Annotated in this window: 15 protein-coding genes and 1 pseudogene; 11 read left to right on the top strand and 5 right to left on the bottom strand. The window is 34.3% G+C overall.

The window, feature by feature from the left end; genetic code table 11:
- Positions 1 to 16 precede the first annotated feature (16 nt).
- The 6 genes and pseudogenes from EQG68_RS03515 to EQG68_RS03490 all read left to right on the top strand — a co-directional run bounded on the left by EQG68_RS03515 (position 17) and on the right by EQG68_RS03490 (position 5,304).
- Positions 17 to 1,312 (top strand): gliding motility-associated protein GldE, encoded by a 1,296-nt coding sequence (locus tag EQG68_RS03515; RefSeq protein WP_129463403.1) that lies wholly within the window; start codon positions 17 to 19, stop codon positions 1,310 to 1,312.
- Positions 1,305 to 1,868: a gliding motility lipoprotein GldD gene (gene gldD, locus EQG68_RS03510; RefSeq protein ID WP_129463402.1), complete on the top strand. Its 564-nt coding sequence runs from the start codon at positions 1,305 to 1,307 to the stop codon at positions 1,866 to 1,868. The genes EQG68_RS03515 and gldD overlap by 8 nt, the downstream gene beginning before the upstream one ends.
- 141 nt (positions 1,869 to 2,009) lie before the next feature.
- The gene (locus tag EQG68_RS03505) at positions 2,010 to 3,491 is read left to right on the top strand and encodes a hypothetical protein (RefSeq protein ID WP_129463401.1); all 1,482 of its coding nucleotides are present in this window, start codon (positions 2,010 to 2,012) and stop codon (positions 3,489 to 3,491) included.
- A gap of 11 nt (positions 3,492 to 3,502) precedes the next feature.
- Positions 3,503 to 4,141: a DUF6705 family protein gene (locus tag EQG68_RS03500; protein WP_129463400.1), complete on the top strand. Its 639-nt coding sequence runs from the start codon at positions 3,503 to 3,505 to the stop codon at positions 4,139 to 4,141.
- A 189-nt stretch (positions 4,142 to 4,330) separates the two neighbouring features.
- A pseudogene (locus EQG68_RS15220) lies at positions 4,331 to 4,426 on the top strand (gliding motility lipoprotein GldD); the annotation flags it as partial.
- A 113-nt stretch (positions 4,427 to 4,539) separates the two neighbouring features.
- Complete coding sequence (locus EQG68_RS03490; protein WP_129463399.1) at positions 4,540 to 5,304, top strand: M90 family metallopeptidase; 765 nt, start codon at positions 4,540 to 4,542, stop codon at positions 5,302 to 5,304.
- A 21-nt stretch (positions 5,305 to 5,325) separates the two neighbouring features.
- On the opposite strand, the gene EQG68_RS03485 is transcribed toward EQG68_RS03490, so the two are convergent.
- A complete protein-coding gene (locus tag EQG68_RS03485; RefSeq protein ID WP_129463398.1) occupies positions 5,326 to 6,078 on the bottom strand; it encodes a class I SAM-dependent methyltransferase in 753 nt (250 codons plus the stop codon).
- A gap of 155 nt (positions 6,079 to 6,233) precedes the next feature.
- Entirely contained in the window at positions 6,234 to 6,746 is a 513-nt protein-coding gene (locus tag EQG68_RS03480; RefSeq protein WP_129463397.1) for a heavy-metal-associated domain-containing protein, read from the bottom strand.
- A gap of 119 nt (positions 6,747 to 6,865) precedes the next feature.
- Between EQG68_RS03480 and EQG68_RS03475 the strand changes: the two genes are divergently transcribed.
- A complete protein-coding gene (locus EQG68_RS03475) occupies positions 6,866 to 7,732 on the top strand; it encodes a DMT family transporter (protein WP_129463396.1) in 867 nt (288 codons plus the stop codon).
- Positions 7,733 to 7,999: 267 nt separating this feature from the next.
- On the opposite strand, the gene EQG68_RS03470 is transcribed toward EQG68_RS03475, so the two are convergent.
- Complete coding sequence (locus EQG68_RS03470; RefSeq protein WP_187347457.1) at positions 8,000 to 10,039, bottom strand: M16 family metallopeptidase; 2,040 nt, start codon at positions 10,037 to 10,039, stop codon at positions 8,000 to 8,002.
- Positions 10,040 to 10,048: 9 nt separating this feature from the next.
- Positions 10,049 to 11,374, bottom strand: coding sequence for a M16 family metallopeptidase (locus EQG68_RS03465; protein ID WP_129463395.1), 1,326 nt, complete (start codon positions 11,372 to 11,374; stop codon positions 10,049 to 10,051).
- 200 nt (positions 11,375 to 11,574) lie between these two features.
- Here EQG68_RS03465 and rplU point away from each other — a divergent pair, with 200 nt between their 5' ends.
- Positions 11,575 to 12,201: a 50S ribosomal protein L21 gene (gene rplU / locus EQG68_RS03460; protein WP_129463394.1), complete on the top strand. Its 627-nt coding sequence runs from the start codon at positions 11,575 to 11,577 to the stop codon at positions 12,199 to 12,201.
- Between the two features lie 31 nt (positions 12,202 to 12,232).
- On the top strand, positions 12,233 to 12,493 hold the full coding sequence (rpmA, locus tag EQG68_RS03455) for a 50S ribosomal protein L27 (protein ID WP_129463393.1): 261 nt from the start codon (positions 12,233 to 12,235) through the stop codon (positions 12,491 to 12,493).
- Positions 12,494 to 12,628: 135 nt separating this feature from the next.
- On the opposite strand, the gene ahcY is transcribed toward rpmA, so the two are convergent.
- Positions 12,629 to 13,945 (bottom strand): adenosylhomocysteinase, encoded by a 1,317-nt coding sequence (ahcY, locus tag EQG68_RS03450; protein ID WP_129463392.1) that lies wholly within the window; start codon positions 13,943 to 13,945, stop codon positions 12,629 to 12,631.
- A 139-nt stretch (positions 13,946 to 14,084) separates the two neighbouring features.
- Here ahcY and EQG68_RS03445 point away from each other — a divergent pair, with 139 nt between their 5' ends.
- Together EQG68_RS03445 and EQG68_RS03440 are read left to right on the top strand one after the other, a co-directional pair.
- A complete protein-coding gene (locus EQG68_RS03445; RefSeq protein WP_129463391.1) occupies positions 14,085 to 14,720 on the top strand; it encodes a 4'-phosphopantetheinyl transferase family protein in 636 nt (211 codons plus the stop codon).
- Positions 14,720 to 15,439 (top strand): geranylgeranylglyceryl/heptaprenylglyceryl phosphate synthase, encoded by a 720-nt coding sequence (locus EQG68_RS03440; protein ID WP_129463390.1) that lies wholly within the window; start codon positions 14,720 to 14,722, stop codon positions 15,437 to 15,439. The genes EQG68_RS03445 and EQG68_RS03440 overlap by 1 nt, the downstream gene beginning before the upstream one ends.
- The last annotated feature ends 8 nt before the right edge of the window (positions 15,440 to 15,447 follow it).

Genomic DNA, 15,447 nt, shown 5'->3' with positions numbered 1-15,447 from the left:
ACCAATTTTTAACCATTTGGACGCAGACCCCGCGAGTTTTCCGGAACTAATTAATACAAGCTTACTCTTTGGAGTACTTGGAATTATAATCTTGTTGTTTTTTTCTGCACTTGCTTCAGGTGCCGAGGTGGCTCTTTTCTCGCTTTCTCAAAAAGATATTGATGATGCCATTGAACAAAATGAAACAAAGGGAAATTTAATTTCCAATCTTTTAAAAAGACCAAAAAAATTGTTGGCTACTTTATTAATAGCCAACAATTTTATTAATATTGGTATCGTAATCATCTTTTCCTTTATTAAAAATGATTTGTTGGGAACAATTTATCCCGAATGGTTGAAATTTGCTATTGAAGTCGGAGTAGTTACCTTCTTAATTTTACTTTTCGGCGAAATTTTACCAAAAGTCTATGCCAATCGAAACAATGTGAAATTTGCCAAAATGGTGGCACAACCTATCCATTTTCTCAATGTAGTCTTGTCACCTATCAATATGCCGATGCGGGCTGCAACTATTTATTTTGAAAACAAATTGGGCAAACAAAAGACCAATATTTCAGTTAATCAACTTTCTCAGGCGTTGGAGCTTACTTCTTCGGATGACACTTCGCAGGAGGAGCAAAAAATACTGGAAGGTATTGTATCCTTTGGAAATACGGATACCAGCCAAGTTATGAGTCCGCGAATTGATGTGTTTGCTTTGGAAATTGAAGAAACATTTAAAGAAATTTTAACTAAAATTTTAGACAAAGGTTATTCCAGAATTCCGGTGTACCGAGACAATATTGATCAAGTAGAAGGCGTTTTGTATGTAAAAGATTTGCTGCCACACATTGACAAAACTGAATTTGATTGGATAACCTTGCTGAGAGAACCGTTTTTTGTGCCCGAAAACAAAAAGTTAGACAATTTATTGAAAGATTTTCAAGGAATGAAAAACCATTTGGCCATTGTGGTAGATGAATACGGTGGAACATCCGGTGTAATCACATTGGAAGATATTATCGAAGAGATTGTGGGCGATATCAGTGATGAATTTGACGATGAGAACATAAACTATTCACAAATTGACGATAAAAATTTTCTTTTTGAAGGAAAAATAAACCTGAAAGATTTTTACAGAATTGTGGATGTTGACGAAGATTTATTTGAAGATAAAAAAGGCGAAGCCGAAACCTTAGCCGGATTTATTTTAGAAATCATCGGAACCTTTCCTAAAAAGGGACAAAAGATCTTTTTTGATAAATGTTTGTTTACTATTGAATCGGTAGACAAAAAACGTGTAAAACAAATTAAAGTGACCTTAGATGCATAAATCGATTGTATATTTTGGATTCCTGTTGGTCTTTTGTTTATTGATAGGATGTAAAGAAGATGTTTTACCTAAACCTTCTGCACAATTGCGATTGGATTATGAAATGGCTAATTATATGCAATTTGATAGTCCGTGTGATTTTAATTTTGATCATAATACGGAAACTAAAGTAAACGTGAAAGACAATTGCGATGTCACAATTCAATATCCTAAAATGAAAGCTACGGTTTATTTAACCTATCGAAAAGTGGATAACAACATTGATGAATTGTTGAAAGATGCTCAAAAACTTACCTACGAACACGTCATTAAAGCCGATGATATTGTTGAAACGCCTTTTATCAACACCAAAGACAAAGTGTACGGTATGTTTTATCAAGTGGGTGGAAATGCGGCTACCAATACGCAATTTTATTTAACCGACAGCATTCAACATTTTGTAACCGGTTCGGTTTATTTTTATGCAAAACCCAATTTTGACTCGATTATGCCGGCAGCGAGTTACATTAAGGATGATATGCAAACGTTGATGGAGACGATGCGGTGGAAGAAGTAATTATTTATTTTCTTGTTTTTAACTAATTAATAAATTGTATATATTAAAGTATCTATCAATTGTTAAATTTCTAGTTATAGATAATAATACTATCAATTAACTGTTATGACTATAAGAAAAAACGTATTTAATTACCTCTTTATGAAAAAATTTGTTTTTTATATTTTTGTATTCTTTTTAACCGTGCTTTTATCAAATTGTCAGGATGAGTCAATAGATGCGAAAAATTCTGATACTAAAATATCTTCTAGGTTGATAACTTTAGAGGAAGTAAAAAAAATTCCTAATGCTTATCAAAAGTTACAACAAATTCAGAACTATCAACATCTCCATGGCAGAATGGTTTATGATAGCATTAATGATTTTACCGTTAATACTTCAACCATCTATATTTCAAACGTAGGATCTTCACACTCCATCACCTTTAAAATTACACGTACTGTTTCCAATGGATTATTAGAAAATTTGGTGCTTATAAGTGATTTTAATGGTGGTTATATTGCCCAATTATATCAATATGACCTTACTCAGGAGGAGATAGCCCAACTCGAAAATGGTGGACAAATTGAAGATTTAAAAAATAAATTAACTATTGTACCGTTGTCTAATTACAATCAGGGGATATTTGAGAGAAATGAAGTGGGAGTAGTTCAAACATATGCAATTGGCGACGGCAGGTGTGGTATTTTTCTTGGAGCAGAGGAAGTAGATGGGATTCTTCTTATCTTCTACCTCGTTGTAGAAGGCACATGCAATGGAGGAGCTAACAGTCCAAACGGAAACTATTCTCCCGGCGAAGGTGGGATTCCAGGAGCAGGTTATGACTGGGGATATATTTTTAACGATTGGAACAGCAATGGAGGGCAATCTACAGGAGCAACATTTACTAATGGAACAATTAATTTACCCAATGACCCGAATGACTATTTTGTCACGCCAAGTACTCCTATTGTTAATCTACCCCAAGACGATTCACATATTACAGATTTGAATATCATATCGGTTAATTCGGTTATCAAGCCAAAATTTTTTGAACTTTCAGATGAATATAATGGTACAACAGAATACGGTTGGGAGTTTAGGGTGAACAGCAGAGGCGAATTTGTGCCGGTTGAAGCACAAGTTGTTTACACCTCTACAGGTGGAGCTGTACAGTTTCCTCCGGTTCAGGCAAACACATTGATCAGGATGCATTTGCATTACAATGGGTTAGACCCTGTTTTTAGCGAAGATGATTTAATAGGGATGTTTAGTCTGTTTGTAGAACGAAACCAACTAAACCCAACAGACAGTGATAAAGTAACCTCTATTTTAGTAACAGCCGGCACGACGGTTTATGCCCTAAGGGTAGATGATCCACAAAAAGCACAAACTTTTTTTGATGATATTATTTCTGATCCGGTGAAGTTAGAAAAGTTTGAAATGCAATATGAAGAATATGTTGTAAAAAGAGCTTTCAGAGATGCAATTCCTAATAATCTTACAAGTAGAGAAAATCTTTTAAATAAATATTTATCTTTTTTCTTAAGTGATGATTTTTATGAAACCGGTTTAGTACTTTATAAAGCAACTTTGAATTTAACTAATAATACCATCTCCGCATGGGAAAAAGTGACCTATTAAATTTAAACATTATGAAAAATAAATTAAAATATTTTATAATTATAGCATCCATTTATTCTTTTACAGGAGAGGCTCAAACAATATATCCACTAGAAAATCTTTTTCACTCTAAAGAAAACGACATTTACTACAAGGATATAAATTTTAGATTGTCAAAATTTATTGGTACATGGGTTTATAATGAAACAGTTGAAGGAACTCAGCATTATTTTAGGGTTTCTTTTTATAAAAAAGAAAAAAAGAATTTTGGTGAAGAAATTAAACAAACCATTTATCTTGATGAACTTGTTGCTCATTTTGAATATAAAAGAAACGGTATAACAATTTATAACACATACCCTCCTTTTGGATTAGTTTTTGATGAAGTTTTGAATAGTTACAATGCAAATGGTATTCGGGGTAGTAGTTTAAGCAAAAATAATTTAAATGCTATAACTCTAATGTATGATGAACCCACGCTGAGCTGTCGTAGAAATAAAAAAGCCTCCTTAGATTTAATTTATATCCCTCCAATACAAGGTCAACCCGCTAAACTTCAATGGCAAGTGAATAGAATTACCTATTCTATTTTAAATTGTCAGGATGGTTCATTGCGTGATACTTCTGATTATCAGATTCCTTTAAATATGGTTTTAACAAAACAGCAATAGAGATTGGTTTTAAGAAACTCCATAACAATAATTTTTCATTTTTTAGGGTTTTAATCAACTATTTGTCAGTTAATTCAGTTATCAAACCAAAATTTTTTGAACTTTCAGAGGAATATAATGGCACAACAGAATACGGTTGGGAGTTCAGGGTGAACAGCAGAGGCGGTTATGAAGTTTTAGTTAAGTAATTTTTCCAAACCCAATTTTGACTCGATTATGCCTGCAGCGAGTTATATTAAAGATGATATGCAAACGTTGATGGAGACGATGCGGTGGAAGAAATAATGAAGTAATTTTCAGATCTCCTCCCAGTTTCAGTAAAACGGCCAATTAAGAATCTTACAATAATTTTATTCTTGTTTTTTAAGTAGGTTATTTTCCTTAAATAAGACCATTTTATGACAACCGCCCTATTGTTTTCACTATTAATCGGTTTTGCCATTTTTGCTATCAATACCAACCAAAAAAAGAAAGTAGAACAATTTCCACCCAAGTGGCACAATTTGCTTTTAAAACATGTGGCATTTTACGACGACTTGTCATTGGAAGAACAAAAACGTTTTCAAAATCGAATCATGGTTTTTTTAAGCGAAGTTCATTTGGAAAGCGTTGGTTTTGAGTTGAATGATTTAGATAAAGTATATATTGCTTCCAGTGCCGTGATTCCGGTTTTTAATTTTCCCGAATGGCATTACCGCAATTTAAGTACAGTGTTGGTTTATCCTGATCATTTTAATGAAGACTTGGGTTTTGCTCAGAACGATAAAGACCGTAAAATTGGCGGTTTGGTTGGCACCGGACGTTTTGAAAATCAGATGATTCTCTCCAGAAAAGCATTGCACGATGGTTTCTCGCCGCATTCATCAAAAAACAATACAGGGATTCACGAATTTGTGCATTTGATTGATAAACTCGATGGCAGTACCGATGGCGTTCCCGAAGTGTTGCTGCAAAAACCCTACGTTATTCCGTGGCTTAAAATTATTCATGAAAAAATGGAGGAAATCAATAACAATCAATCCGACATTAGACATTACGGAGGCACCAACCAAGCCGAATTTTTAGCCGTAGCCGCCGAATACTTTTTTGAAAAACCGGAGCAAATGAAAAAGAAACACCCGGATTTATATCAAATGTTGAAGGTTTGTTTTCAGGGAAAATGAATATTTTAAATCAGCACTAACTTATCGACAAACAAATATCTGTTTAACAGAATCATCAGTAAACGGTCCTTCTTCAAAGTCGCCAAACTTATGAATAATAGAAAAACCACATCGTTCCAAATAGGCATCTAATTCTTGAGGAAATAACAACCTAAAATCTAAATTCTGAACAGAGTCAAATGCACCATTGATAAAATAATGCCATTCGATACGGTTAATCTGCGTTTTGCTTTCATACCGCATGGTTTGCTTGATGACAACTGCTCTTCCATCTGTGGTTGTGTAGGAAGCAATTTGTTGTGGTTCTTTTTCGGCTTCAACGATGTAGCGAATGTTTGGGTTAAAGCAATCCAATAACAACAATCCACCTTCTTTTAAATGTTTTTTAACGCCTTGCAATGCTTGAAATAAATCGTCGTTTTGATACAAATGATGAATGGAATTAAACGGAATAAAAATCAAATCGAATTGCTCCTTTAAATCCAGTGTTCGAATATCGGCCTCGATGAAAGGAATTGTCAACCCGGCTTCCAATGCTTTTGTTTTGGCATGTGCGAGCATGGAAGGCGTAAAATCTACTCCGGTAATGGCATAACCTTCTTTGGCAATTGGAATCGTAAGTCGGCCTGTGCCACAACACAACTCCAAAATTTTGGCTTCTTTGTTTTTGGGTAACCACTTTGTATAAAAAGGCAAATCGAGGAGGTTGCTGTTCATCCCATCATAAATATGGGCGTCGTAAATTAAGTTGCCTACAGTATAGTGAGTGGTCATGTTTTTTGGATTATATATTAATAGGAGTAATAAGTTTTTACTAAAATAATTAAAAATAGCGTATTTTAAAAAAAGTGTTAGATAATCTATAAATGCAAAAAACCTTCATCAATTCTCACTGACAAAGGTTTCTTTTTTCTCTTAAACCAAGTTGCTTAAAGCGTTTCTGCTTTTTTATTTGCACAACAGGCTTTTTTCTCACCGGATGAACATGATTTTTTTTCTTCCACAGTGTTTTCTTTAGCTGCTTCTTCTTTTTTAGCTTTCTTTTTCTTTTTGTCTTTGTTCAAAAGCATCGCTTTGTCGGCAGTGTTCACTACATCAGATACTTTATAGGTCTTTCCGTCGGCAGCATTTTCTACGGTTTGAACCAATATTTCCGGAGTAAGAATGTTCGCATCATATTCAATGGTTGCTTTTTTGGCTTCAAAATCAATTTCTGCTTTTTGAACACCTTCCAATTTGGCTAATTTTTTTTCTAAATGACCGGCACAACCCACTTCGCAGTGCATGCCTTCAACGGTGAACGAGGCAGTGGCCAACTGAGCCGGTTGTGCTTGCTCTGTTGTTGCGGTTGCATTTTCTGTGTTTTCAGTTGCTTCTTTTTTGCAACTTACCATCATCAATGTTGTGAAAGCGATGGCTGCGATTGTTTGAGTGATTCTCATAGTTATATTGTTTAAAATGAATGATATAAATTTTATTTATAAGACATTACAAAAATAACATTTTTTTCGCTTTTTATTTGCCAAAATTAACGGAGTTTTGTGATGCGAAAATATCAACCATGGAAAATAAAAACTTACGATTCGTTTTTTTAACAATTTTGGCCTTGGTTTGGGGTAGTTCATTTATCCTCATCAAACGTGGATTGACAGGTTTAACGCCTTTTCAGTTGGGATCGTTGCGAATGGTTTTTGCCGGATTATTTTTGTTGCTTATTGGATTCAATAGTTTAAAGCAAATTCAGCTTCGGCATTGGAAATACTTGGCTTTGACGGCTTGTTTTGGCACGTTTGTTCCGGTTTATTTATTTTCTTATGCTCAAATGGAAATTAGCAGTACGATTAGTGCCATTTTGAATTCGCTTACTCCTTTAAATACTTTATTGCTTGGAATTTTATTATTTAAAATCGATTTTCAACGCCGGCAGATTTATGGGGTGTTTTTTGGATTGTTGGGTAGTGCATTGCTCATTTTGAATGGAGCAGCTACGCATCCGGATCAAAACTACAGTTATGCTGTTTTGTTAATTCTTGCTTCGGTTTGTTATGCATTAAACGTGAATTTTATAAATCGCTATTTGTCTGATTTAAGTCCGCTCAGCATCACAACCGGAAATTTTGTAGTCATGTTGTTGCCTGCTTTTGCAGTCCTTTTTTACTCCGGTTTTTTTGAGGCGGTTCAAGTAGAAAAAACACAGGATGTTTTGGTTTACATTGCCATTTTGGGCATTGTGGGAACGGCTTTGGCGAACATTTTGTTTTATAAATTGATAAAAATATCCTCTCCTGTTTTTGCTTCTTCGGTAACGTACTTAATTCCTGTTGTGGCCTTTTTTTGGGGATTAATTGACAATGAAGGGTTAACACTCGTGCAGCTATTGGGTGCTGTGATTATTATGTTTGGTGTTTATCTTTCGGCGAAGAAGTGAGAAGTTGTTTTGTTTAAGGTTTCAAGTTTCAGGTTTCAAGTTTCACGTTGAGACCAGTAGAAAGAAAATTTTATATTAAGATAATCTGATTTGAAAATATCAATAAGTGCGAAAATCAGGAAAATAGTTTAAATCCTTATAATCTTTGTTCCATTTAAGAGAAGTGTTTTTTTGTTTTGCGATTAAAAATGAAGTTTCTTCTATCAAGTGATAAAAAAAAGACTGCCATTGCTGACAGTCTCATTTTAAGAATTATTTTTTTATTGATTATTGAAAATCAGCTTCGCTAACCCCTTCGTTAATAATTACTTCTGAAGTGATCATTTCTAACTCCATGCCAATATTCAAAGTAGTTTTGTGGGGAATCTTAATCCCTTTTACATCTTTGTAATCGGCATAATTGGTTGTTTGAGTCATTTTTTGTCCCATTTGTTCCATTTCTTTTGCTTCAGCCACTTTTAACCCTGATTTTACATCATAATAATACGTAGTCTTTCCGTTTTTAATAGCATAAGCATCAGAACCACCAATGTTTTCAATTCCTCCCAAAGTGATTGAGTTATCGTTTAATAAGTTTAACTCCTCAAATGGATAGGCTGCTGCTTTCATTTCGTTTAATTCTTCAGCAGAAAAATCTTTGCGTTGTCCTTGTTGTACCATGTAACCATTATCTTTTGTGACTACTTGTTTCATCATTGTCATTCCCATTGCTTTCATTTCTACCATCATTTTGTTTTCTGCACTTACTTTTGTAGTCAACTCTAAAGCTGTTCCTTGAATTGTTCCACTAGATTTAGTCATAATGGTTTTTACATCAGCAACTGCTTTTAGTCCGCCAATTGCGGCTATGTATTTTTCTAAAACAGACTTAACAGTAACATCTGCACTTGCCTTCTTTTCTTCCGGTTTTTCAACTTTATTTCCATATTTGTCAAAATAGAAGATTGGAATGTTTAGTTTTTCAAGACCAGGCAAAACATCGGCTGCTTTACTCACAATAACGATTCTTAAGTTATCAGCAAGGAAATATTTTTTAGCAACTCTCAAAACATCATCAGCTGTAACTGCGTTAATATTTTTGATGTAGTTTTCATAGAAATCTGCCGGTAAACCTTGTGTTTTAGTTTGCAAAGCATAACGAGCAACAGTGGTTGGTTTTTCAATATCCATAACGAATTTTCCAATATAGCCGGCTTTTACATTTTTCAATGTTTCATCCGTTACTTTTTCTGTTCGGATACGTTTGATTTCTTTCAAAATTTCTACTACTGCACTATCGGTAACAGCATTTCTAACTTGCGTAGTTGCACTGAAGTTTGAGATGTATTTGTTTCCTCTTAATCCTGAACGAGCTCCATAAGTCCATCCGTGAGCTTCTCTCAAATTCATGTTCAAATAACTATTAAAGTCTCCACCTAAGATTTGATTGGCTACAATTGCAGCAAAATAATCTTTATCTGTCATTTTTAAGTTTGTAATGTGAACTGCAGCAATTTCAGATTGCACCGCATTGGGAGCATCTACAAAGTTAATTTGAGTGTATTGAACATCTTTTGGATCAGAATAAGAAACTTGAGGAGCTACTTCTTTTTTCCAAGCACCAAATAATCGTTCAACATTTGCTTTGACTTCATCAAATTTTACATCTCCTACAATGACCAAATAAGCATTTTGAGGTGTGAAGTAAGTTACGTAGTTTTGACTTACATCTGCCAACGTAACTTTATTAATTGTTTCCTCGCTCAAATATTCTCCGTTAGGATGATTTTTTCCATAAGCTAAAACTCTTTGCACTCGACGAGCTATTGAAGGGACGCTTTTTTCATCTGCTTTCAAACCTTCTAACAACTTTGCTTTTTCTTTATCAAATTCTTCTTGAGTAAATACAGGATTTAAAGCACCGTCGGCCATCAATTCCATAATTCTGGTTGAATATTTTGAAAGGCCACTTGCAAAAGCACCACTTGCATCAAAATTAATGCTAGCTCCTAAGAAGTCGATTTCTTCGTTAAAAGCGTCTTTAGAAATGGTTTTTGTTCCATTTCCAATTAAGCTGCTGGTTAAATCTGAAACCCCTTTTTTAGCTCCTTCTGCATACGGAGCATTATCAATGGTTAGGTTATATGAAACTCGTGGAAGTTTGTTGTTTTCTACGACCAAAACTTTTAATCCGTTTTTTAATTCGAAAGTTTGTGGCTTACCAATATTAATTTTGGGAGCCGGTCCCGGTTTGGGTTGAGGTCTGTCTTGTGCTTGCATAGAAAGTGAAATAAACAAGCTCGTTGCTATAATGACTATTTTTTTCATGTTGATATCTTAATTTTGAGCTTTATCTGATTTAGGAGCGTAATCTAATAGTAAACGTTGGTTTGGGTTAAGGTACTTTTTAGCAGCCTCTCTTATTTCTTCTCTTGTGATAGAACGGTAAATTTCAATTTCGGTATTTATTAAATTGACATCGCCATATAACATGTGAAATGTAGCTAAGTTACCTGCAATTCCTTCTACAGAGGAATTACTGTTTACATATTGACTCTCATAAATGTTTTGTAGTTTTTGGAATTCTTTTTCAGAAATTAAATCGGTTTGCAGTTTAACAATTTCTTCATCAATTTCTGTCATTAAAGTTTCCGGAGTTGTTCCTCCCATCGGAAGTCCGTATAAAATGTACATTCCGTAATCTTCTTGACTAAAGTTGAACGCACCTACTTGTAATGCCATTTTTTTGTCGTCAACCAATTTTTTGTACAATCTCGAAGATTTTCCATCAGATAATAAAGTTGAAATCATATCTAAAACTCTAGCATCTCTGGTTTTCATTGATGGTGTTCTGTAGGAAGCCACCACCATTGGAATCTGTATATTTGGATCTTCATAACGGGCTCTGATGGTATTTGTTATAGGAGTTTCTTCAATTTTTTCTCTTGTAACTGGGGCACCTTTTGGGATAGACCCGAAATATTTGTCAATCCAAGCTCTTGTTTGAGCAGGGTCAAACTGTCCGGCAACAACTAAAGTAGCATTGTTTGGCACATAATATTTTTTATTAAATGCTTGAAATTCCTCTAGTGTTGCTGCATCTAAATGTTCCATCGAACCAATGGTTGCCCAACGGTAAGGATGTTTGGTAAACATGTTCTTTTTAACTTCAGCAATTAAATTTCCATAAGGTTGATTGTCTACTCGAAGTCTTTTTTCTTCTTTTACTACTTCGTTTTGTGTGTCTACCCCAATTTGGTTAATTACCGGATGCAATAAACGTTCTGATTCCATCCACAAACCTAATTCAAGGTTGTTTGATGGGAAGATTTCGTAGTAATACGTTCTGTCATCTGAGGTATTTGCATTGTTAGTCCCTCCGTTTCCTGTTACTATTTTAAACCATTCACCACGTCCGATGTTTTGTGTTCCTTCAAATAAAAGGTGTTCAAAAAAGTGAGCAAAACCTGTTCTTTCTGGGTTTTCATCTTTTGCACCTACGTGATACATTACTGAAGTGATTACCACCGGTGCAGAATTGTCCTGATGTAAAATAACATGCATTCCGTTATTGAGCGTGTAATGTTCAAACTCTACTTTTTGAGCAGAAACCGAACCTCCAAGCATAAGAACTGAACTTAAAGCCATTAAAGATTTTTTCATAAAAATTAGTTATTTATTTTTTGCGTTTGAAATAAGTATGCAATTTCGTGATTTTGTTACACTTTTTTAAATTTTAACTAAAAAAATCAAGTGTGTCCACTATTATTTTTTTGCTTTGAATATATTTTTATGTTTAAGTTGTATGATTCATAATAAGTTGTATATTTGCAAACTCAAAAAATTAATTAAAACACATTGTTATGTACGCAATCGTAGAGATAGCAGGGCAACAATTTAAAGTAAGCAAAGACCAAAAAGTATTTGTTCACCGTTTAGCAGCAGAAGAAGGAAACAAAGTTTCTTTTGACAAAGTAATGTTGTTAGATGATAACGGAACAGTTACTATAGGCGCCCCCGCTATAGAAGGAGCTTCTGTTGAAGCCAAAGTGTTACAACACTTAAAAGGTGATAAAGTAATCGTTTTCAAAAAGAAAAGAAGAAAAGGTTACAAGAAGAAAAACGGTCACAGACAGTCATTGACGCAAATTTTAGTAGAAGGTATTTTAGCTTCAGGCACTAAAAAAACGACTGCAAAATCTGAAAGCCCTAAAGCTGCAAAAGCAACTAAATCAGCTGATGATTTAACGCTTATTGAAGGTGTTGGACCAGTTGCTGCTGAAGTATTAGCTGCTGCAGGAATAACTTCATTTGCTAAATTAGCAAAAACAAAAGCAGATGATTTAAAATCTATTTTAGAAGCATCTGAAGCAAAAGTGTCACATTTAGATCCAACTACTTGGGCTCAACAAGCTCAATTAGCTGCTGATGGAAAAATGGATGAATTAAAAAAATTACAAGATGAATTAAATGGTGGTAAAGCTATTTAATTTTAATATTAACTTATAAAACCCTAACATCATGGCTCACAAGAAAGGTGTCGGTAGTTCCAAGAATGGTAGAGAATCAGAATCGAAACGTTTAGGCGTTAAGATTTATGGTGGTCAAGCAGCTATCGCAGGAAATATCATTGTAAGACAAAGAGGTTCTAAACACAATCCGGGAGAAAACGTTTACATCAGTAAAGATCACACTTTACATGCAAAAGTTGACGGAGTGGTTAAGTTTCAGAAAAAAGGTGATAACAAATCATTTGTATCTGTTATTCCTTTTGAAGCATAAGTAGAATTTACTTCAAAATATAAAAAACCCATTTCGTAAGAGATGGGTTTTTTGTTTTTTCACACATTGATTAAAAAAACCCTCACTTTCAGCAAGGGTAATTTTATTTCTAAATTCTGAACTCAAAATTCAAAATTAATATCTGTAATACTCCGGTTTAAACGGCCCTTGAACATCCACACCAATATAGGCCGCTTGTTCTTCGTTTAAAGTTTCTAATTCAACTCCTAATTTTTCTAAGTGTAAAGCGGCTACTTTTTCATCTAAATGTTTTGGTAACATATAGACTTCGTTTTTGTAAGCAGCACTGTTATTCCACAATTCTATTTGAGCTAAAGTTTGGTTGGTGAATGAATTACTCATTACAAAACTAGGGTGACCCGTAGCACAACCTAAGTTAACCAAACGACCTTCAGCTAAGATAATAATGTCTTTTCCGTTTACGGTATATTTGTCAACTTGTGGTTTGATTTCTATTTTAGAAGCTCCGTGGTTTTTGTTTAACCAAGCCATGTCAATTTCATTGTCAAAATGCCCGATGTTACAAACGATGGTTTTGTCTTTCATTTGTTCAAAATGTTTTCCAACCACAATGTCTTTGTTTCCGGTAGTGGTAATTACGATATCAGCATTGCCAATAACGGTATCTAATTTTTTTACTTCAAAACCGTCCATTGCAGCTTGTAAAGCACAGATTGGGTCAATTTCAGTAACCGTTACAATTGAACCGGCACCTCTAAATGAAGCCGCAGTTCCTTTTCCAACGTCGCCATATCCACAAACTACTACTCTTTTTCCGGCTAACATAATATCGGTAGCACGACGAACAGCATCAACCGCTGATTCTTTACAACCATATTTGTTATCAAATTTCGATTTTGTTACCGAGTCATTTACGTTGATGGCAGGAATGTGTAACGTTCCGTTTTTCATTCTTTCGTATAAACGGTGTACCCCAGTTGTTGTTTCTTCAGAAAGACCTTTAATTCCACTAATTAATTCAGGATATTTATCAAAAACCATATTCGTCAAGTCGCCACCATCATCCAAAATCATGTTCAATGGTTGTCTGTCTTCACCAAAAAATAAGGTTTGCTCAATACACCAGTCAAAATCAACTTCGTTCAATCCTTTCCATGCATACACTTGAATTCCGGCAGCAGCTATAGCAGCAGCAGCGTGATCTTGAGTAGAAAAAATGTTACATGAACTCCAAGTAACTTCTGCTCCCAAGGCTATTAGAGTCTCAATTAAAACAGCCGTTTGAATGGTCATGTGTAAGCATCCTGCAATACGAGCTCCTTTTAATGGTTGGCTATCTCCATATTCTCTGCGAAGAGCCATTAAGCCCGGCATTTCTGCTTCGGCTAGTTCAATTTCTTTTCTTCCCCAAGCGGCAAGCGAAATATCTTTCACTTTATACGCTACAAATGGCAATGTTTGTGTACTCATTTATAAAATAGTTATATTAGCTAAAAATTTTTTGCAAATTTACGGAATAGCTTAGGAAATTAAAAACCTTTTTGTGTTTTTTGTGATTTGTTTAGATAACTAACTTTTTGAATTACAATTTGATAAATACATTTTCGCAATGCCATTTTACCAAAGAATTAAGGTTGACGATAAAACGGCGGTTTTTGTTTGGAAGATAACAGAATCGTTTAATGATTTATTTCGTGAAGTTTCTTTAAAAGATACTTCATTAGCCAGATTGGAAGGGATGAAATCCGAAAGTCATCAAAAGGGTTTTATGGCGGTTCGAATGCTTTTACAATACAACGGTTATACTGATTTTGATTTGTATTATGATGAATTTGGAAAACCACATTTGAAAGATGGGGTCAATATTTCCATTTCACATTCTTTTGATTTTTCGGTTATAATTTTATCGGATAAAAATGTAGGAATTGATTTAGAACTTCGCCGTGATTTGGTTAAAAAAATTGCATACAAATTTGCAGAGGAAGTATTTGTTTATGAATGTAAAGACAATTCAGACGAATTTGTAAGTAAGCTAACCGTCATTTGGGGCGTAAAAGAAGCTGTTTTTAAAGTTCGAAACGAAATCGGAATTAGTTTTAAAGACCACATTTTTGTTCGTCCGTTTGAAATGAAGGATGAAAAAACAACCGCTTTATTGGATTTTAATTCGGTAGAAAGAGAATTTTTAGTTTATTTTATTGAAATAGAAAATTACACCTTAGTTTGGCTTTGGGAAGCAAAATGATGCAAAAAATCTACCAAGACATACTAGTGGCAAAAGCCCAAGACAAAAAATTATTAGCCATTTTATTGGATCCTGATAAAATTGAAATGGATAATTTGACTCTTTTATTTGAAAAGATAAAATCAAGTCCGGCCACTCACATTTTTGTAGGAGGAAGTATTGTTAAATCAAATAAAATCGATGAATTAGTGCTTTTTTTAAAAGAAAGAGTTAGTTTGCCAATATTACTTTTCCCTGGAAATCCGTCACAAATATCTACTTTTGCAGATGGCATTTTATTCCTAAGTTTGTTGTCTGGAAGAAATCCGGACTATTTAATCGAACATCATGTGAATGCTGTTCCGATTCTAAAAAAATCAAATTTAGAAGTCATTTCAACCGGATATCTTTTGATTGAAAGTGGAGGACAAACAGCTGTTGAAAGAGTCAGTCAAACCAAACCATTAGACAGGAATAAACACGAGATTGTTTGTCAAACAGCAAAAGCAGGTGAATTCCTAGGTAATAAATTAATTTATTTAGAGGCCGGAAGCGGAGCACAATTAGCCGTTCCGCTAGAGATGATAACAGCCGTTTCAAAAGAGATTTCAATTCCACTTATTGTTGGCGGAGGAATACGTTCGCAAGAAGCGATTCAGGACGCTTTTAATGCCGGTGCCGATTTAGTTGTGATTGGTAATGCTTTTGAAAACGATAGTAATTTTTTTAACTACAGTTAATATTTGCC

This window comes from Flavobacterium piscinae (assembly GCF_004122145.1).
GTDB classification, from domain to species: Bacteria; Bacteroidota; Bacteroidia; order Flavobacteriales; family Flavobacteriaceae; genus Flavobacterium; species Flavobacterium piscinae.
This window is presented reverse-complemented; position numbering and strand designations above follow the sequence as displayed.